Genomic DNA, 18,491 nt, shown 5'->3' with positions numbered 1-18,491 from the left:
GCCCTGACATGCGCTGTACCTGTGGGAGCGGGTTTACCCGCGAAGAGGCCGGGTCAGTTGGCGGTGAGCTTGAGGTTGTCGGCGGCGGGCTTGCCGTCAAAGGTGGTCACACCCTCAAGCCAGCGGGCCTTGTCCGCGGGGTGGTCCTTGAGCCACTGGCGGGCCGATTCCAGCGCGTCCTTGTGGTCGAGCAGCGGCTGCATCATGCGGCTCTCGTCCTCGGCACTGAAGTTCAGGTTGGCCAGCAGGCGGTGGGCGTTGGGGCAGCGTTCGGCATAGTCCGGGGCGGTTACCGTCCATACCGTGGCGCGGCCTTCATCCGGGCCCAAGGCGTCCTGACTGTCACCCAGGTAGGCCATATCGATGTTCACGTTCATCGGGTGCGGCGCCCAGCCGAAGAACACCACCGCTTCCTTGCGCCGTACGGCGCGGTCGACGGCGGCGAGCATGCCGGCTTCGCTGGACTCGACGAGCTGGAACTTGCCGAGGTCGAACTGGTTCTTGGTGATCATTGCCTTGATCTGGGTGTTGGCACCGGAGCCCGGCTCGATGCCATAAATCTTGCCGCCCAGTTCTTTCTCGAACTTGTGGATGTCGGCGAAGGTTTTCAGGCCCTTGTCATACAGGTACTTCGGCACGGCGAGGGTGGCGCGGGCGTCTTCCAGGCTGGGTTTTTCGAGGACCTTGACCTGGTTGGCGTCGATGAACGGGGTGATGGTCTGGGTCATGATCGGGTTCCAGTAACCCAGGAACATGTCCAGGCGCTTGTCGCGGATGCCGGCGAAGATGATCTGCTGCGAGGCGCTGGTCTGCTTGGTCTGGTAACCCAGGCCGTCGAGCAGCACCTGGGCCATGGCACTGGTGGCGATGACGTCGGTCCAGTTGACCACGCCCAGGCGTACGTTCTTGCAGGCCGCGGGCTCGGCGGCAAAAAGCGGGGTTGCAACGATGCTGCTCAGGGCAAGCGACAACAGGCTGCGGCGGATCAAGCTGTGCATGGTGGCTCTCCATCGGCAGGGCATTTTTATAGGTTTTGGCCTCTTTGGGCCGTGTGAACACGCTACGCTGCTGCCAGGGTGGAAAATCGCACCCTGGCGACCAACAATTGCACGGAGGCGACCACCTTTGCCGGGGAGCACGCAATGCCGCACATCATTCATTTCCTGCTGTTGCCGGGTTTTTCGGCGATGGGGTTCATCAGCGCCCTCGAGCCGCTTCGCGTGGCTAACCGTTTCAATGGCCCTTCGTATCGCTGGCAGGTGCTGAGCCTGGACGGTGGTGCTGTGCAGGCCAGCAATGGCATGTCAGTGAACGCCGACGCAGCGCTGGGGGCGGCCGAGCCGTGTGGCATTCTGCTGATCGTGGCGGGGTTCGATCCGTTGGCGTGCTATGGGCCGGCACTGCAGCAAACGCTGCGTCGCCTGGACCATGAACGGGTGATCCTCGGCGGCATCGATACCGGCGCGGTGGTATTGGCCGAGGCCGGCCTGCTCGATGGCCATCGCGCTACCCTGCACTGGGAAGCGTTGGAGGCGTTCAAGGAAAACTACCCGAGCCTGCAGGCGACCCAGGAACTGTTCGAAATCGACCGGCGGCGTATCACGTGTGCCGGCGGTACCGCCTCGATCGACCTGATGCTCGACCTGATTGCGCAATCCCATGGCAGTGAATTGGCGGTGCAGGTGTCGGAGCAGTTCGTGCTCGGCCGCATCCGGCCACGGCAGGATCACCAGCGGATGCAGATTGCCTCGCGCTATGGCATCAGCAACCGCAAACTGGTGCAGGTGATTGGCGATATGGAAAAGCATACCGAGCCACCGCTGAGTACATTGGATCTGGCCGCGCGAGCCATGATCACCCGGCGACAACTGGAGCGCCTGTTTCGCTTGTACCTGAATGACACGCCGAGTGGCTTTTATCTCAGCTTGCGTCTGGACAAGGCACGTCAGCTGCTGTGCCAGACGCAGATGAGCATTACGCAGGTCAGCGTGGCGTGTGGTTTCGAGCTGCCTTCGTACTTCACCCGCCGTTACAAGCGACGCTTTGGTCGCTGCCCACGTGAAGAGCGTCAGGCGCTCAAGCCACAATTGTCGGATCAGAGCTGATCGAGGTTGGATAGCGCTTGTAGGCGGTTTTCAACTTGTATCCGCCGCGCCTCGAAGGCCTGGGCGTCGAGTTTCGCGCCCAGGTGGTCCAGATGCAGGATCAGGCGCGTCCGAGGTGAGTCGGGGTCGGTCGAACAGCATAGGTGAAAAACGATTGCCAGCTGGCTGGCACCGTCATCCAGGCCAAATTCGATGTGCATGTGCGAGCTGGCCGAGGTGCTGCGCAGCAGGGCGAGGTCTGGCTGCTTCAAACCATGGCGTATGTCGCTGGCAACCCGTTCGAACTTGAGGTTGCGCCTCTGGGGGGCGGGAATCCAGCCGGTGAAGACATCTTGAAACACGGCATCGGTGGGGACGAAGCTGATGTTCTTCGTCGTACGTTCGATCAGTTCGACACCGCTGTCTTCCAGGCCCCGCAGAAAACGGCTGAACCAGCGCTGGCCGTCTTGCTGGCGATCATGAGCCTGGTTGGCCTCCAGCTGTGCCAGTCGCAGGCAGGCATGAAGGTCATCGTAGGGTTGCGCGGCCGGTTTTTGAGGCATGTTGCTGGCCCTCGCTGCAAATGACGGAAGGGAAACCTGGCACCGCCAGGGCGACGCCAGGTTCAAGTCAGATGTCCAGTGCCAGGATGTCGAGCGCCTGGCTGGCCAGCTTCTGCCTCACGGCTTCGCGCATAGCGTTGAAGTGGCGAACGCTGAACGAGCCTTGCTGGGATGCCCGGTAGACACGGGTGTTCGACTTGTCGATGAGGCGACCGGCAGAGCCAGCAGCTTTTTCAGCCTTGTCATAACTGAGCTGAACGCTGGTCATGTGCATGATCGGCAGCCCTTGCGGGGACATCTCGCAGGCCGAAATCTGAATGGTGCTGGATTTTCCTGAAACACTCAGGCTGCTCTCTTCGAGCAGTTGCTGCGCCTTTGGCGTTTTCACGATCACCTCGAAAGAGCGCTTGACACAACGGCTCAGTCGATGGGTGCTGCCGATCTGCACGGTGACGATTTCAGGCACCAGGGTGGCCAGCGTGTGGGTGTCCTTGTCGAGGGCTTCTTCGACATGGGCGGCGCCGGTCAGCGTCCAGCCGAACTTGCCCAGGCCGTCGTTGTAGAAGTTGTACCACTCACGCTGTTGGGTTTCCTTGTCGAACTTTTTGTTTGCCGACAGGTTCATCAGGCGCATGCCATCCAGTACGTCTTCGGCAACGCTGGCAGGTACATCCGGGGCAAAGATGCAGACGGTGTTGGCGACCATGACGGCGCGTTCTTCGCCTTCCTTCTTCAGGGCAGCGATGGCGCTGTCCATGTCGGTTTTGCTGATGTTGGAGGTCATATCTTGGATTCCTGTTCAGTACAGTCCGGCGCCTCGGGTGAGGCGCTCGGGATGCACTGTGGTTCGGATCGCCAAGACAGATAAGCTGAAAGCTTTTCCCGTTCAGCCGAAGCTTCTATTGCTGGCCAATCGACTGCAGGTACTCCGAGCGGTCATCGCTGCGCTGCGCCACGCAGGTATCCCAGGCCGCCTGGAACGCCTTGCTGCCGGGTTTCTCGGCATAGGTCTCGACCTTGCAATCGGCATCTCGTAACTGTGTCCACAGTTTTTCAGCGGCGTCCATGCGCCCTGCCAAAGCACTGGCCTTGTCGCCTTCATCGGCATACTGGTCGCGAATACGCTGGATCAGGTCGTCATACGCCGACTTCAATTCGCGCTCGGCGGTCTGTTTGTTGAACGCCGCGCAAGCGAAAGTCTGCTGGTCGCTCTCGACGTTGTCGCACGGGGTGCTTTCTTCCTCGCCGGCCTGTGCGCCCGACACCACAGCCAGCAGTACCAGCCATGCCATTGATCTCATCCGTTTTCTCCTCAACAAGGCTGACGAATCGGCTGGATTCTCGCTCAGCCGCAGAGAAGACGATAGCTCCCTGACGAAATGTTCATGAAATGGCGACAAATGTCGTTATCGAGACTGTCTCTCATCGCCAGAGCCCATGCCAGACGGCGTGATGTCGCGCATTGACGCTTTCGGCAAACCCCCTGTCGTTTTTGCATCGGGGCGCCGCAGGGCACAGGCATATGCTGGCCCCAAAGCGCCGGCAGAAGATTCGGCGCGGCCCAAATCAACAAAAGGGGACAGCCTGATGAGCCCAGCCGAACTTCACGCCGACAGCATCGTCATCGACGGCCTGATCATTGCCAAATGGAACCGCGAGCTGTTCGAGGACATGCGCAAAGGCGGGCTGACTGCGGCCAACTGCACGGTGTCGGTCTGGGAAGGCTTCAAGGCGACCGTCGACAATATCGCTGCCAGCCAGAAGCTCATCCGCGACAACAGCGACCTGGTGATGCCGGTACGTACCACCGCCGACATCCGCAAGGCCAAGGAACTGGGCAAGACCGGCATCCTCTTCGGCTTCCAGAACGCCCATGCGTTCGAAGACCAGATCGCCTACGTCGATGTGTTCAAGCAGCTGGGCGTGGGCATCGTGCAGATGTGCTACAACACCCAGAACCTGGTCGGCACCGGTTGCTACGAGCGTGACGGCGGCCTGTCGGGCTTCGGCCGCGAGATCGTCGCCGAGATGAACCGCGTCGGCATCATGTGCGACCTGTCCCACGTCGGCTCCAAGACGTCCGAGGAAGTCATCCTCGAATCCAAGAAGCCGGTCTGCTACTCCCACTGCCTGCCTTCGGGCCTGAAGGAACACCCCCGCAACAAGTCGGACGCAGAACTGAAGTTCATTGCCGACCACGGCGGCTTCGTCGGCGTGACCATGTTCGCGCCGTTCCTGGCCAAGGGCATCGACTCGACCATCGACGACTACGCCGAGGCCATCGAGTACACCATGAACATTGTCGGTGAAGACGCCATCGGTATCGGTACCGACTTCACCCAGGGCCACGGCCAGGACTTCTTCGAGTACCTGACCCATGACAAGGGTTACGCCCGTCGCCTGACCAACTTCGGCAAGATCATCAACCCGCTGGGCATTCGCACGGTCGGCGAATTCCCCAACCTCACCGAGACCCTGCTCAAGCGCGGCCATTCCGAGCGCGTGGTACGCAAGATCATGGGCGAGAACTGGGTCAACGTCCTCAAGGACGTCTGGGGCGAGTAAGCCGCTCTCCAAGCCTGATAGCCCCTGCCAGCAACGCCGGGGCACCCACATAAAAATTTTTATGGAGTTGAGTTTCCATGGCCAAGATCGCCCCGCAATTGCCAATCGAAGTCGACAGCGAGACCGGTGTCTGGACCAGCGACGCCCTGCCGATGCTGTATGTACCGCGTCATTTCTTCGTCAACAACCACATCGGCATCGAGGAAGTGCTGGGCGCCGACGCCTATGCCGAGATCCTCTACAAGGCCGGCTACAAGTCCGCCTGGCACTGGTGCGAGAAGGAAGCCGAATGCCATGGCCTGGAAGGCGTGGCGGTGTTCGAGCACTACATGAAGCGCCTGAGCCAGCGTGGCTGGGGCCTGTTCGAGATCCAGGACATCGACCTGGATAAAGGCACCTGCAGCGTCAAGCTCAAGCACTCCGCGTTCGTGTACGTCTATGGCAAGTGCGGGCGCAAGGTCGACTACATGTTCACCGGCTGGTTCGCCGGCGCCATGGACCAGATTCTCGCTGCCCGCGGCAGCAAGATCCGCACCGTGGCCGAGCAGGTCTATGGCGGGTCGGAAGAGGGCCACGAAGATGGCCTGTTCGTCACAAAGCCGTTGTAAGCCGGAGATAGCGTCATGGCATTCGAAGCAATGTTCCAGCCGATCCAGATCGGCAAACTGACCATCCGCAACCGCGTGCTCAGCACCGCGCACGCCGAGGTCTACGCCACTGACGGCGGCATGACTACCGACCGCTACGTGAAGTACTACGAAGAGAAGGCCAAGGGTGGCATCGGCCTGGCGATCTGCGGCGGCTCCTCTGTCGTCGCCATCGACAGCCCGCAGGAGTGGTGGGCGTCGGTCAACCTGTCGACCGACCGCATCATCCCGCACTTCCAGAACCTCGCTGACGCCATGCACAAGCATGGCGCCAAGATCATGATCCAGATTACCCACATGGGCCGTCGCTCGCGCTGGGACGGCTTCAACTGGCCGACCCTGATGTCGCCGTCGGGCATCCGTGAGCCGGTGCACCGCGCCACCTGCAAGACCATCGAGGTGGAAGAAATCTGGCGCGTGATCGGCAACTACGCGCAGGCGGCGCGTCGGGCCAAAGAAGGCGGCCTGGACGGCGTGGAACTGTCGGCCGTGCACCAGCACATGATCGACCAGTTCTGGAGCCCGCGGGTCAACAAGCGTACCGACGAATGGGGCGGCACGTTCGAGGGCCGCATGAAGTTCGGCCTGGAAGTGCTCAAGGCCGTGCGTGCCGAAGTTGGCGACGACTTCTGCGTAGGCATGCGGATCTGCGGTGACGAGTTCCACCCCGATGGCCTCAGCCATGAGGACATGAAGCAGATCGCGGCGTACTACGACGCCACCGGCATGCTCGATTTCATCGGTGTGGTCGGTTCGGGCTGCGACACCCACAACACCCTGGCCAACGTCATCCCCAACATGAGCTACCCGCCGGAGCCGTTCCTGCACCTGGCGGCCGGTATCAAGGAAGTGGTCAAGGTCCCGGTGCTGCACGCGCAGAACATCAAGGATCCGAACCAGGCCACGCGTATTCTGGAAGGCGGTTACGTCGACATGGTCGGCATGACCCGTGCACACATGGCCGACCCGCACCTGATCGCCAAGATCAAGATGGGCCAGATCGACCAGATCAAGCAATGCGTCGGTGCCAACTACTGCATCGACCGCCAGTACCAGGGCCTGGATGTGCTGTGCATCCAGAACGCCGCAACCTCCCGTGAATACATGGGCGTGCCGCACATCATCGAGAAGACCACCGGCGTCAAGCGCAAGGTGGTGGTGGTGGGCGCCGGCCCTGCCGGCATGGAAGCGGCCCGCGTGGCGGCCGAACGCGGCCACGACGTGACCCTGTTCGAGAAGAAAGACCAGATCGGCGGGCAGATCACCATCGCCGCCAAGGCCCCGCAGCGTGACCAGATTGCCGGTATCACCCGCTGGTACCAGCTGGAGCTGGCGCGCCTGAAGGTGGACCTGCGCCTGGGCACCGCTGCGGACGTGGCCACTATCCAGGATTTGCGCCCCGATGTGATCGTGCTGGCCGTGGGCGGGCATTCGTTCCTGGAGCAGAACGAGCACTGGGGCGCCGCCGAAGGGCTGGTGGTCAGCAGCTGGGACGTGCTCGACGGCAAGGTTGCGCCGGGCAAGAACGTGCTGGTGTACGACACCATCTGCGAATTCACCGGCATGTCGGTTGCCGACTTCATTGCCGACAAGGGCAGCCAGGTGGAGATCGTCACCGACGACATCAAGCCAGGCGTGGCCATGGGCGGTACCACCTTCCCGACCTACTACCGCAGCATGTACCCGAAAGAAGTGATCATGACCGGCGACATGATGCTGGAAAAGGTCTACCGCGAAGGTGACAAGCTGGTCGCGGTGCTGGAGAACGAATACACCGGCGCCAAGGAAGAACGCGTGGTCGACCAGGTGGTGGTGGAAAACGGCGTGCGTCCGGACGAGCAGCTGTATTACGCGCTGAAGGAAGGTTCGCGCAACAAGGGCCAGATCGACGTGGAGGCGCTGTTCGCCATCAAGCCACAGCCGATCCTCAGCCAGCCGGGCGAGGGCTACCTGCTTTACCGCATCGGCGACTGCGTGGCCCAGCGCAACGTGCATGCGGCGATCTACGACGCCTTGCGCCTGTGCAAGGACTTCTGATCGCACCGCCTCTTTAAGGGGCGGGACTGGCCCCCCGTGCAGGAGCGGCCTTGTGTCGCGAAAGGGCTGCGAAGCGGCCCCAAGATCTTCACAGCAGTATAGATTTTGGGGCCGCTTCGCGACCCTTTCGCGACACAAGGCCGCTCCTGCATGGGGTCCGCGTCGGCCTTCGTGGCGGCGCAAGAATCCAGCTGTTGTGGGAGCCTCCCATGTTGAACACCCTTTTACCCATCCTGCTGTTCGCTGCCTTTGGCCTGGCGGTGCTCGGCGCCCTGCGCCGGGTGCGCATGTGGCGACGTGGCCGGGCATCCAAGGTCGACCTGATCGGCGGCCTGCTGGCCATGCCGCGGCGCTACCTGGTCGACCTGCACCACGTGGTCGAGCGCGACAAGTACATGTCCAAGACCCACGTGGCCACTGCCGGCGGCTTCGTGCTGTCGGCCGCGCTGGCGATCCTGGTGCACGGCTTCGGCCTGCAGAGCAAGATCCTCGGCTACGCGCTGCTGGTCGCCACGGTGATCATGTTCACGGGTGCCATCTTTGTCTTCAAACGCCGCCTGAACCCGCCTTCGCGCCTGTCCAAGGGCCCGTGGATGCGCCTGCCCAAGAGCCTGCTGGTGTTCGCCGCCAGCTTCTTCATCGCCACCTTGCCGGTTGCTGGCATCCTGCCGGCCAACACCGGTGGCTGGGTGATGGTCGGCATCCTCGGCCTGGGTGTGCTGTGGGGCGTGTCGGAGCTGTTCTTCGGCATGACCTGGGGCGGCCCGATGAAGCACGCCTTCGCCGGTGCCCTGCACCTGGCCTGGCACCGCCGCGCCGAACGCTTCGGCGGCGGCCGGTCCACCGGCCTCAAGCCGCTGGACCTGGAAGACCCGAATGCGCCGCTGGGCGTGGAAAAGCCGGTGGACTTCACCTGGAACCAGCTGCTCGGTTTCGACGCCTGCGTGCAGTGCGGCAAATGTGAGGCCATGTGCCCGGCATTCGCTGCAGGCCAGCCGCTGAACCCGAAAAAGCTCATTCAGGACATGGTCATCGGCCTGGCCGGTGGCAGCGATGCCAACTTTGCCGGTAGCCCCTATCCTGGCAAGCCGATTGGCGAGCACAGCGGCAACCCCCATCAGCCAATCGTCAATGGCCTGGTCGACGCCGAGACGCTGTGGTCGTGCACGACCTGCCGCGCTTGCGTCGAGGAATGCCCGATGATGATCGAGCACGTCGATGCCATCGTCGACATGCGCCGCCACCTCACCCTGGAGAAAGGCGCGACCCCGAACAAGGGCGCCGAGGTGCTGGACAACCTGATCGCCACCGACAACCCCGGCGGCTTCGCCCCCGGCGGGCGGATGAACTGGGCGGCCGACCTCAACCTGCAGCTGCTGTCGGAGGTGAAGGCTACCGACGTGCTGTTCTGGGTCGGTGACGGTGCCTTCGACATGCGCAACCAGCGCACCCTGCGTTCGTTCGTCAAAGTGCTCAAGGCCTCCGGCGTGGACTTTGCCGTGCTTGGCCTGGAAGAACGCGACAGCGGTGACGTGGCGCGCCGCCTGGGCGATGAAGCGACCTTCCAGCATCTGGCCAAGCGCAATATCCAGACCTTGGCCAAGTACAAGTTCCAGCGCATCGTCACCTGCGACCCGCACAGCTTCCATGTACTGAAGAATGAGTACGGCGCACTGGGCGGTGAGTACCCGGTGCAGCACCACAGCACCTACATCGCTGAACTGATCGCGGCCAGGAAGTTGAACCTCGGCCAGCACAAGGGCGGCAGTGTCACCTACCACGACCCGTGCTACCTGGGCCGTTACAACGGTGAGTACGAAGCGCCGCGCGAAGTGCTCAAGGCGCTGGGTATCGAGGTACGCGAAATGGAACGCTCGGGCTTCCGTTCCCGTTGCTGTGGTGGCGGCGGCGGAGCGCCGATCACCGACATCCCTGGCAAGCAGCGGATTCCGGACATGCGCATGGACGACATCCGCGAAACCAAGGCCGAGCTGGTGGCCGTGGGTTGCCCGCAGTGCACCGCGATGCTCGAAGGTGTGGTCGAACCGCGCCCACAGATCAAGGACCTCGCCGAGCTGGTGGCCGATGTGCTGATCGAAGAGGAAACGCCCGCGGCCCCAAAGTCGCCAACGGTTAAACGCGAACCTGCGGAGGTGCATTGATGAGCGACATCATCCGCCGCGATCCACGCGCCGAGTGGATCGCCCGTAACCGTCTGCATCCGCTGCACGCGGCGATGCAGACGCAACAGACCCGCTGGATGGGCCCCAACGGCCTGATCCGCAAGAACCCCCATGCCATCGCCGCAGGTTTCATCGGCCCGGCTGGCCTCAAGCGCATCGACCGCAGCGGCGCCCAACAGGGTACCGGTGTCGGCGGGCGGCGTACGGCGGCCGCCGAAGTGCAACTGCCGCTGCACCAGGTGCCAGCGCCCGCGTTCTACATTGCCGTGGTACCGGACATGGTCGGCGGCCGCCTGAGCAGCCACGACCGCGACTTGCTCGGCCTGGCCCATGGCCTGGCCGGCAGCGACGGCGCAGTGCTGGCGGTGGTGTTTGGCGAACATAAGGAAAGCAACTTTTCCACAGCCGGTGTCGATCGCTTGCTGGTCCTTGAAGGCGAGCAGTTTGAAGGTTATGCACCGGAACAACTGGTGCAGGGCCTGCGCGCTGTGGATAACCAGTTCACCCCGCGCCATTGGCTGTTGCCCGACAGCCGCAGCGGTGGCGGCGAACTGGGCCGCCGCCTTGGCGCGGCCCTGGGCGAGCGCCCGGCGACGCGTGTCTGGCAGGTCAAGGACGGCCAGTGCATCGGCCGCGCCGGTGCCGGCCAGCAAGACCTGCAACGCGCCGTGCCACGCCTGATCCTGGGCGCGGCGGAGTGTGCCGAACCGGTCAGCGAAACCCGTCACGAAGCGCTTCCGGTGGAGTTGTCCACAAGCGTGGTGCGCAGCCTGTCGCGGATCGAAGACCTGGGCTCGGTGGCCGTCGACCCGGCGACCATCGCCATGGCCGAAGCCGAGTTCATCGTCTCTGGCGGCAATGGCGTCAAGGACTGGGACCTTTACCACAAGGCCACTGCAGCCCTGGGCGCCACCGAAGGCGCCTCGCGGGTGGCGGTGGACGACGGCTTCATGCCGCGCAACCGCCAAGTCGGTGCCACCGGTACCTGGGTTACAGCGCGAGTCTACGTGGCTGTGGGTATCTCTGGCGCGATCCAGCACCTGCAGGGCATCGGCGCCTGCGACAAGGTGGTGGCGATCAACATGGACCCGGGCTGCGACATGATCAAACGGGCCGACCTGTCGGTGATTGGCGACAGTTCGGCGATTCTCCAGGCACTGATCGAGGCTGTGGACAACTTCCGCAGCGGCGGCCAGCGCGACGCGGCATAAGGGCACGAGCATGAGTACGAAAGTGATCAGCCTGGTTTCCATCGGTGCCCACCCCAGCTCCGGCCGCGCCCGCCGCGCCGAGCAGGATGCGCGTGCAGTGGAGCTGGGCTTGCAGCTGGCTGGGGATAACTTGCAGGTGGTGCATGCCGGCGACCCTCGGGAAGAGGCACTGCGCGCCTACCTGGGCATGGGCCTGGACCATCTGGATGTACTGGAGCAGCCGGCTGGAGCGGATGTACTAGGCGTGCTGGGTGATTACCTGCGCGATGCTGGCGCCCAGCTGGTGCTGACCGGCAGCCAGGCCGAGACCGGTGAAGGGTCGGGCATGCTGCCGTTCCTGTTGGCCGAAAAGCTCGGCTGGCCGTTGATCGTGGGGTTGGCCGAGGTAGAGTCGATCGAGAACGGCACCGCCCAGGTACTGCAGGCTCTTCCGCGGGGCCAGCGGCGCCGGCTGAAAGTGCGCCTGCCGTTGCTGGCAACTGTGGATAACGCCGCGCCAAAGCCGCGCCAGAGCGCCTTTGGCCCTGCGCGCCGGGGCGTACTGGCGGCACGTCACGTGGCCATTGTCGAAGATGAGCTGTTGGCCGATGCCGAGTTGCAACCGGCCCGTCCTCGGCCCAAGCGCCTGAAGGTGATCAAGGCCAAGAGCGGTGCTGACCGCATGAAGGCCGCCACCGCCAAGGCCAGTGGTGGCGGCGGCAAGGTATTGAAGGATGTTTCACCACAGGAAGGCGCCGAAGCCATTCTCAAGCTGCTGGTGGAAGAGGGGGTGCTGCGCTGAAACCTCACGCGGTCCTCGTGTAGGCGCGGCCTTGTGTCGCGATGGGCTGCGCAGCAGCCCCGGCAATCCTGAGCAGGTTCGAGATATTGGGGCCGCGCTGCGGCCCATCGCGACACAAGGCCGCGCCTACACGTTTCACTTCATCATGATCACATTGAATGCTCAGCTGCCCAGCGCCTCGCCCGCGGGATCGAATAACACCCGCGCCCCCTCCGACAACGCCTATTCACTGCAGCACAGCGCAAAACCAGCTAATCCCGGCGCTCCCCTTCAACGCTGATGACCCCAACCCCCGCGCTTCATCGAACCATCTCACAGTGCTCTCCTGGCGCCTGTGCATAAGTCACTCCTGGGTGCTGCCAGAGTAGAAGCTATTACCCCATCACATCGCGCTATTTCACGAAACTGGCAGAAATATCAGGTACACCTCTTTTTTGCCCACGGAATCTGTTCGCCATGCTGTGGATAAAGTGTTGGCGCTTCACTGCAGGCCTTGTATTTCGGTGCGTGCGTGTAATTGATTGAAATTTGATCAGCATAGAGGTCCTGCCTCGGAGCCTATTTGCACCCGAAGCCCTTTGACTTACCCACATTCACTGTGAACCGGTCTGTGGATAATATGTTGGGGATACGCTGAAGCCCATATATGATGCGGGCTGCGATGCACTGATCAAAAAGTGACCATGCAACGAAAGTTTTTGCTATCTGCGCGTCAAATAACGCCTTGGCGGACTTATCAACAGCACTGGAAGGTGCGCAGAGGCACCGTCCACATTCTCTGTTGGTGGCTCTGTGGGTAAGTTGTTCGAACTCTTCTGTAGACCAATGGTAGCTTGGCCTGTGGCGAAATGATCAAAAAATGCTCATTTTGAATGAGTCGCGGTATGACAGTTGATGGATGACACGGAGTCGTTTGCGGCAAAGAGCCTGTTGATAACTCGTTGAACTGACAGAATTGCTAGTTTCTGGGCGTTGGCTAGCGGGATAAGCTGGCCGCTGAATCTTCAGGTGCAACCCACATCCGGACAGCCCATATGCCCTCCAAACCCCACGCTTTCAGTCGATACTCTGCACATGGCCATCAACCGCATGCAGTGGGCTCCGTATTGGCTTTCAACGCTCAGTGGCGAGACCCGTTGACGGGGTGCTATCACTTGGGAAATGGTTACCGTGCCTACAACCCTGCATTGATGCGTTTTCAAGCAGCAGACCGGCTGAGCCCATTCGGTGAAGGTGGTGTGAATGCCTATGCATATTGCCTGGGCGACCCGGTCAACCATCGCGATCCCACTGGTGAGAAGGCAGAAGACTATGTGCTGCCCGTGCTGAGTATCTTTAGCAATCTGCTCGGGATATTTGTTAGCGGACTGCGCTTCAGGTCATTCTTCAAGCAAAGCCGTGTTGCTCGCAGTAGTGCCTTGGATCAAACTGCACCGACCATTCCGTTACCTGAGCGCAAGGATTGGTGGCTCTCGAGCATCAGTCTACTGTCTGGCACTGCGGGGTTGACCATTGGTGTAGTGAGGACGACTGAGCCGGAGAATAATTGGCAGACCTGGGCATTGGCGACGTTGACTTCTATCTCGCTGGGTACCACCGCATTTGAAGCATGGAAGTTGGCTCAGGCGAAGCCATGGCGGCCAAGCAATCCGGAAATGTTGGTGCCCTTGACGCCTCTAGGGCTGCCGTCAACTCTTAATGCCGGAGATATCAGGGGTGGTTGATCCAGCTCTGGAAGCATGGATAGCGACATCCGTCGCTATCCGCTTGCGCCAAGAAACTACTGCGCCTGCACTTCCTTGAGATACGGTGCTGGCTCCGCACCCAGGTTGTTCAGCATCCGCCCGCTGTACCAATCAATGAAGTTGACCACACCAAACTCATAAGTCTTCGAGTAAGGCCCAGGCTGGTACGCGGTGGAGTTGATCCCGCGCTGGTTTTCTTCGGCCAGGCGGCGGTCCTGGTCGTTGGTGGCATCCCACACCTTGCGCATGTGCTCAGGGTTGTAGTCCACGCCTTCCACGGCATCCTTGTGCACCAGCCACTTGGTGGTGACCATGGTCTCCTGGGCGCTGATCGGCCACACGGTGAAGACGATCATGTGGTCGCCCATGCAGTGATTCCACGAGTGCGGCAGGTGCAGGATGCGCATCGAGCCCAGGTCCGGGTTCTTGATGCGGCCCATCAGCTTCTGGCAGGCCTGTTTGCCGTCCATGGTCATCGACACGGTGCCCTTGAGCAGCGGCATGCGCACGATGCGGTTACGCAGGCCATGGCTCTTGTGCAGGTAAGGGATCTTCTCGGCTTCCCAGGCAGCAGCAGAGCTGGCTACGTGGTCCTTGAATTCCTGGCTGGCACGCGGGTCGTTGGTGTCGTCCCACTCCAGCAGGGTTTGCAGCAGCTCGGGGTGCGAACCCGAGCAGTGGTAGCACTCGCGGTTGTTTTCCAGCACCAGCTTCCAGTTGGCCTTTTCCATCAAGGTGGTCTGCACCGCCACCTTGGTGTTCTCCATGTCGTACGGTTCCATGTAGTGGTCCAGGGTGGCCAGGAACTCGTCGATGGCAGGCGGGTTTTCGGCCAGGCTGATGAAGATGTAGCCGCCGGCCACTTTCACGTGCACAGGCTTCAGGCCGTATTCCTTCATGTCGAAATCGGCGCCCATCTCGGTGCCCGCAAACAGCAGGCGGCCGTCCAGCTCGTAGGTCCACTGGTGGTAATGGCAGACCAGCTTGGCCACCTTGCCCTTGTCGCTGACGCACAGGCGCGAGCCGCGGTGGCGGCAGACGTTATGGAAGGCGTGCACCTTGCCTTCAGCACCGCGTACCACCAGGATCGGGTTCTTGCCGATCTGCAGGGTGATGTAGTTGCCCTTTGCCGGGATCTCGCAAGTCATGCCGGCGATCAGCCATTCTTTCTGGAAGATCTCCTGCATGTCGATCTGGAACAGACGCTCGTCGGTGTAGAACGGCTGGGGCAGCGAGTAGGTGCGCTCGCGGGTCTGCAGCATCTCGGCGGTGGCCTTGCGTGCAGGTTCCAGTGGATCGCCCAGGCTCAGGGTTGCGGTGACGTCCATCGTGTAATCCTCGGGGCCGTGTGCGGCCGGCAAAAGGTGGCTAATCGTTGTTGTGGTGCCGCAAGACTGACTGCCGGAAAAAGGCAGCTTCTTTTGCCGTGGAGTGTGCGTCCGAAGGCGGCGCGAACCGTATCCATGGGCGACATGGCCGATTTGAATTACGACGCGCCAGCCCTTGTATCACGGGGCTGGTCGCGATAAGCACGCCGATGTCGCTGGCAGGAATGTACGTCGCGTTCAGCTTGCGCATTATCGCAGCCATAAAAAGGGCCATAGTCGGCCGCTGGAGATGAACATGTCCGATACCTTCCTCAATCCGGTCACCACCCAGACCTGGGCCAACGGCCGCCACATCGTGCGCTGCGTCAAGGTCATCCAGGAGACCTGGGACGTGCGCACCTTCTGTTTCATGGCCGACCAGCCGATCATGTTCTTCTTCAAGCCCGGGCAGTTCGTCACCCTGGAGCTGGAGATCGAAGGCAAGCCGGTGATGCGCTCCTACACCATCTCCAGCTCGCCGTCGGTGCCCTACAGCTTCTCGATCACGGTCAAGCGCGTGCCGGGCGGGCTGGTTTCCAACTTCCTTCACGACACCATGCACGAAGGCGCCGAGCTGCCGGTGCATGGCCCGGTGGGGCTGTTCAACGCCATTGATTTCCCGGCGGGCAAGACGCTGTACCTGTCTGGGGGTGTCGGCATTACCCCGGTGATGTCGATGGCGCGCTGGTTCTACGACACCAACGCCAACGTCGACATGGTCTTCGTGCACAGCGCGCGTTCGCCGAAAGACATCATCTACCACCGCGAGCTGGAACAGATGGCCTCGCGCATCCCCAACTTCAGCCTGCACATCATCTGCGAGAAGCACGGGCTGGGTGAGCCGTGGGCGGGTTACCGCGGCTACCTCAACCAGCGCCTGATGGAGCTGATCGCGCCGGACTACATGGAGCGCACGGTGTTCTGCTGCGGCCCGACGCCGTACATGACCGCAGTCAAGCGCATGCTCGAAGCGGTCGGCTTCGACATGAAGAACTACCACGAGGAATCGTTCGGTGCCACGCCGGCAGAGGCCAAGGCCGATGCGGTGGAGCATGCCGAACAGGCGGCCGATGCGCCGGAAGTGGATGCTTCGGACCTCAACCTGGTGGAGTTCATCGGCAGCGAGAAGAGCATCCGCGTCGCCCCGGGCGAGACTGTGCATGCAGCGGCGGCGAAGGTCGGGCTGATGATTCCCAAAGCCTGTGGCATGGGCATCTGCGGGACCTGCAAGGTGCTCAAGCTGGGCGGCGAAGTGGAGATGGAGCACAACGGCGGGATTACCGAGGAAGACGAAGCCGAGGGCTTCATCCTGTCGTGCTGCAGTGTGCCGAAGGGGGATGTACGGATCGATTACTGATCCGAGATTGCCGGGGCTGCGTTGCAGCCCTTTCGCGACACAAGGCCGCTCCTACAAGGGTATGCGTTTCCCTGTAGGAGCGGCCTTGTGTCGCGAACGGGCCGCAAAGCGGCCCCGGCATTCTCAAGTCAGGTGCGGAAGCGGGCTACCAGGCCATTCAGGTCCACCGCCAGGCGCGACAGCTCCGCACTCGCCGCGCTGGTCTGATGCGCCCCGGTAGCACTCTGCACCGACAGGTCGTTGATGTTCACCAGGTTGCGGTCCACCTCCCGCGCCACCTGGGCCTGTTCTTCTGCCGCACTGGCAATCACCAGGTTACGCTCGTTGATCTGCGCCACAGCGCCGGCAATGGTGTCCAGCGCCATGCCCGCACCCTTGGCGATATTCAGCGTCGACTCGGCGCGTTCGGTGCTGGTACGCATCGATTCCACCGCTTCTTCGGTACCGCCCTGGATGCTGCCGATCATGCGCTCGATCTCGCTGGTCGACTGCTGGGTACGATGGGCCAGCGCCCGCACTTCATCCGCCACCACGGCAAAACCACGACCGGCCTCACCGGCACGTGCCGCTTCGATCGCGGCGTTGAGCGCCAGCAGGTTGGTCTGGTCGGCCAGGCCGCGGATCACGTCGAGCACCTTGCCGATGTCGCGCGATTGCTCGGCCAGGTGGGTGATCAGCTTGGCGGTGGCCTGCACGTCACCGCTCATGCGTTCGATGGCGCCCACGGTTTCCATGACCAGGTCACGACCGTCGCCGGCCGAGCGGCTGGCTTCGCTTGAGGCCTCCGAAGTGCTGACCGCGTTGCGCGCCACTTCTTCCACGGCGCTGGTCATTTCGGTGACGGCGGTAGCTGCCTGCTCGATTTCATTGTTCTGCTGCTGCAGACCACGGGCGCTTTCGTCGGTGACGCAATTCAGCTCTTCGGCTGCCGAGGCCAGCTGGGTGGCGGAACCGGCGATCAGCTGCAGGGTGTCGCGCAGCTTGTCCTGCATGCGGGCCATGGCGCGCTGCAGGCGGGCGGCTTCGTCGCTGCCTTCGGCGCGGATCACCTTGGTCAGGTCGCCGTCGGCCACCTGTTCGGCTGCCTGCAGGGCCTCTTCGATCGGCTTGACGATGCTGCGGGTCAGCAGGAAGGCGCAGAGGAAGGTCAGCACGGTGGCGGCGATCAACAGGCCGATCACCAGGGCGAAGGCGGCGGCGTACTGGTTGGCGGCGGTTTGGTTGGTGGCGCGGGTCTGGTCGGTATTGATCTGTACCAGGGTGTCCATGACCTTGTTGATCTGGTCGGAGTTGGCCAACAGGTCGCGGTTGAGCAGGTCACGCAGCTCGTCCAGGCGGTCGGCCTGGCTCAGGCTGCGCATGCGCGACTCGAGCTGGCGGTACTGGCTGAGCAACTGGGTGTACTGGTCGAAGGCCGCCTGCTCGTCCGCAGCACCGATCATCGGCAGGTAGGCCTGGCGGGCACGGTCGATCTGGGCGTTGCGCTGGTCCAGCAGGTTGAGGGTGTCGCGCTGGGTTTCCGGCTCACGGTTGAGCAGCAGGCGGTAGGACAGGGTGCGCATGCGCAGGTTGAGTGCGGTCAGCTCGTCCAGGGTCTTGATGCTGGGCACGCTCACATTTTCGATGGCCACGCCGGCTTGTCGGATGTTGCCCATCTGCATGAGCGAGAAAATACCAAGGCCGAGCATGAGTACGCCGATCAGGGCGAACCCGAGCAACGCGCGCGGGGCGATGTTCATGTTGCGAAGAGACATGGGTAAAAGTCCAGGCAAGGAATAGGGGGGGCGCGGTCCATGCGACGAAATATGACCTGCCTGTCTATCGGTCGTGACTCATCAGTCTTGAGGCTGACTGACGGAAAATGTGAGCCTGCTAACTATTTACCTGACCGGCGGTTGATCCAGGTCGGAACAAGGGGCCCGATACCCTGTCAATCTGCGGGGTAGAAACC

The 18,491-nt window shown here is 62.2% G+C and carries 14 protein-coding genes and 2 pseudogenes; 9 read left to right on the top strand and 7 right to left on the bottom strand.

Going from position 1 to position 18,491, the window contains the following annotated elements; genetic code table 11:
- Nucleotides 1-53: 53 nt before the first annotated feature.
- On the bottom strand, nucleotides 54-998 hold the full coding sequence (gene choX / locus APH27_RS14510) for a choline ABC transporter substrate-binding protein (protein WP_027917557.1): 945 nt from the start codon (nucleotides 996-998) through the stop codon (nucleotides 54-56).
- 144 nt (nucleotides 999-1,142) lie between these two features.
- Between choX and APH27_RS14505 the strand changes: the two genes are divergently transcribed.
- Complete coding sequence (locus tag APH27_RS14505; protein WP_060485175.1) at nucleotides 1,143-2,105, top strand: GlxA family transcriptional regulator; 963 nt, start codon at nucleotides 1,143-1,145, stop codon at nucleotides 2,103-2,105.
- On the opposite strand, the gene APH27_RS14500 is transcribed toward APH27_RS14505, so the two are convergent.
- The 3 genes from APH27_RS14500 to APH27_RS14490 all read right to left on the bottom strand — a co-directional run bounded on the left by APH27_RS14500 (nucleotide 2,096) and on the right by APH27_RS14490 (nucleotide 3,948).
- The gene (locus APH27_RS14500; RefSeq protein ID WP_027917555.1) at nucleotides 2,096-2,647 is read right to left on the bottom strand and encodes a hypothetical protein; all 552 of its coding nucleotides are present in this window, start codon (nucleotides 2,645-2,647) and stop codon (nucleotides 2,096-2,098) included. The genes APH27_RS14505 and APH27_RS14500 overlap by 10 nt on opposite strands.
- Nucleotides 2,648-2,714: 67 nt before the next feature.
- Nucleotides 2,715-3,431, bottom strand: coding sequence for a hypothetical protein (locus APH27_RS14495; protein ID WP_081784249.1), 717 nt, complete (start codon nucleotides 3,429-3,431; stop codon nucleotides 2,715-2,717).
- Between the two features lie 115 nt (nucleotides 3,432-3,546).
- On the bottom strand, nucleotides 3,547-3,948 hold the full coding sequence (locus APH27_RS14490) for a lysozyme inhibitor LprI family protein (protein WP_027917553.1): 402 nt from the start codon (nucleotides 3,946-3,948) through the stop codon (nucleotides 3,547-3,549).
- Nucleotides 3,949-4,234: 286 nt separating this feature from the next.
- Here APH27_RS14490 and APH27_RS14485 point away from each other — a divergent pair, with 286 nt between their 5' ends.
- From APH27_RS14485 to APH27_RS26875, 7 genes and pseudogenes are all read left to right on the top strand, one after another.
- Complete coding sequence (locus tag APH27_RS14485) at nucleotides 4,235-5,212, top strand: dipeptidase (protein WP_016392223.1); 978 nt, start codon at nucleotides 4,235-4,237, stop codon at nucleotides 5,210-5,212.
- A 77-nt stretch (nucleotides 5,213-5,289) separates the two neighbouring features.
- Nucleotides 5,290-5,820, top strand: coding sequence for a DUF5943 domain-containing protein (locus APH27_RS14480; protein ID WP_008091518.1), 531 nt, complete (start codon nucleotides 5,290-5,292; stop codon nucleotides 5,818-5,820).
- A 15-nt stretch (nucleotides 5,821-5,835) separates the two neighbouring features.
- Nucleotides 5,836-7,896, top strand: coding sequence for a dimethylglycine demethylation protein DgcA (dgcA, locus tag APH27_RS14475; protein WP_019096852.1), 2,061 nt, complete (start codon nucleotides 5,836-5,838; stop codon nucleotides 7,894-7,896).
- 209 nt (nucleotides 7,897-8,105) lie between these two features.
- On the top strand, nucleotides 8,106-10,058 hold the full coding sequence (gene dgcB / locus APH27_RS14470; RefSeq protein WP_060485174.1) for a dimethylglycine demethylation protein DgcB: 1,953 nt from the start codon (nucleotides 8,106-8,108) through the stop codon (nucleotides 10,056-10,058).
- Complete coding sequence (locus tag APH27_RS14465; RefSeq protein ID WP_060485173.1) at nucleotides 10,058-11,290, top strand: electron transfer flavoprotein subunit alpha/FixB family protein; 1,233 nt, start codon at nucleotides 10,058-10,060, stop codon at nucleotides 11,288-11,290. The genes dgcB and APH27_RS14465 overlap by 1 nt, the downstream gene beginning before the upstream one ends.
- A gap of 10 nt (nucleotides 11,291-11,300) precedes the next feature.
- The gene (locus APH27_RS14460; protein WP_027917550.1) at nucleotides 11,301-12,071 is read left to right on the top strand and encodes an electron transfer flavoprotein subunit beta; all 771 of its coding nucleotides are present in this window, start codon (nucleotides 11,301-11,303) and stop codon (nucleotides 12,069-12,071) included.
- A gap of 1,121 nt (nucleotides 12,072-13,192) precedes the next feature.
- A pseudogene (locus APH27_RS26875) lies at nucleotides 13,193-13,366 on the top strand (RHS repeat-associated core domain-containing protein); the annotation flags it as partial.
- A gap of 485 nt (nucleotides 13,367-13,851) precedes the next feature.
- On the opposite strand, the gene gbcA reads toward APH27_RS26875, so the two are convergent.
- Entirely contained in the window at nucleotides 13,852-15,144 is a 1,293-nt protein-coding gene (gene gbcA / locus APH27_RS14455; RefSeq protein WP_027917549.1) for a glycine-betaine demethylase subunit GbcA, read from the bottom strand.
- A gap of 295 nt (nucleotides 15,145-15,439) precedes the next feature.
- Between gbcA and gbcB the strand changes: the two genes are divergently transcribed.
- Nucleotides 15,440-16,540 (top strand): glycine-betaine demethylase subunit GbcB, encoded by a 1,101-nt coding sequence (gbcB, locus tag APH27_RS14450; RefSeq protein WP_060485172.1) that lies wholly within the window; start codon nucleotides 15,440-15,442, stop codon nucleotides 16,538-16,540.
- A gap of 128 nt (nucleotides 16,541-16,668) precedes the next feature.
- On the opposite strand, the gene APH27_RS27165 is transcribed toward gbcB, so the two are convergent.
- Entirely contained in the window at nucleotides 16,669-17,532 is an 864-nt protein-coding gene (locus APH27_RS27165; protein ID WP_371260234.1) for a methyl-accepting chemotaxis protein, read from the bottom strand.
- Nucleotides 17,524-18,279: pseudogene (locus APH27_RS27160) on the bottom strand (MCP four helix bundle domain-containing protein); the annotation flags it as partial. The pseudogene APH27_RS27160 and the gene APH27_RS27165, both read right to left, overlap by 9 nt.
- Nucleotides 18,280-18,491: the final 212 nt, after the last annotated feature.

The organism is Pseudomonas sp. NBRC 111123 (assembly GCF_001320205.1).
Classification (GTDB): Bacteria; Pseudomonadota; Gammaproteobacteria; order Pseudomonadales; family Pseudomonadaceae; genus Aquipseudomonas; species Aquipseudomonas putida_J.
Note: the sequence above shows the minus strand (reverse complement) of the source record. Positions and strands in the feature narration are given on the sequence as shown.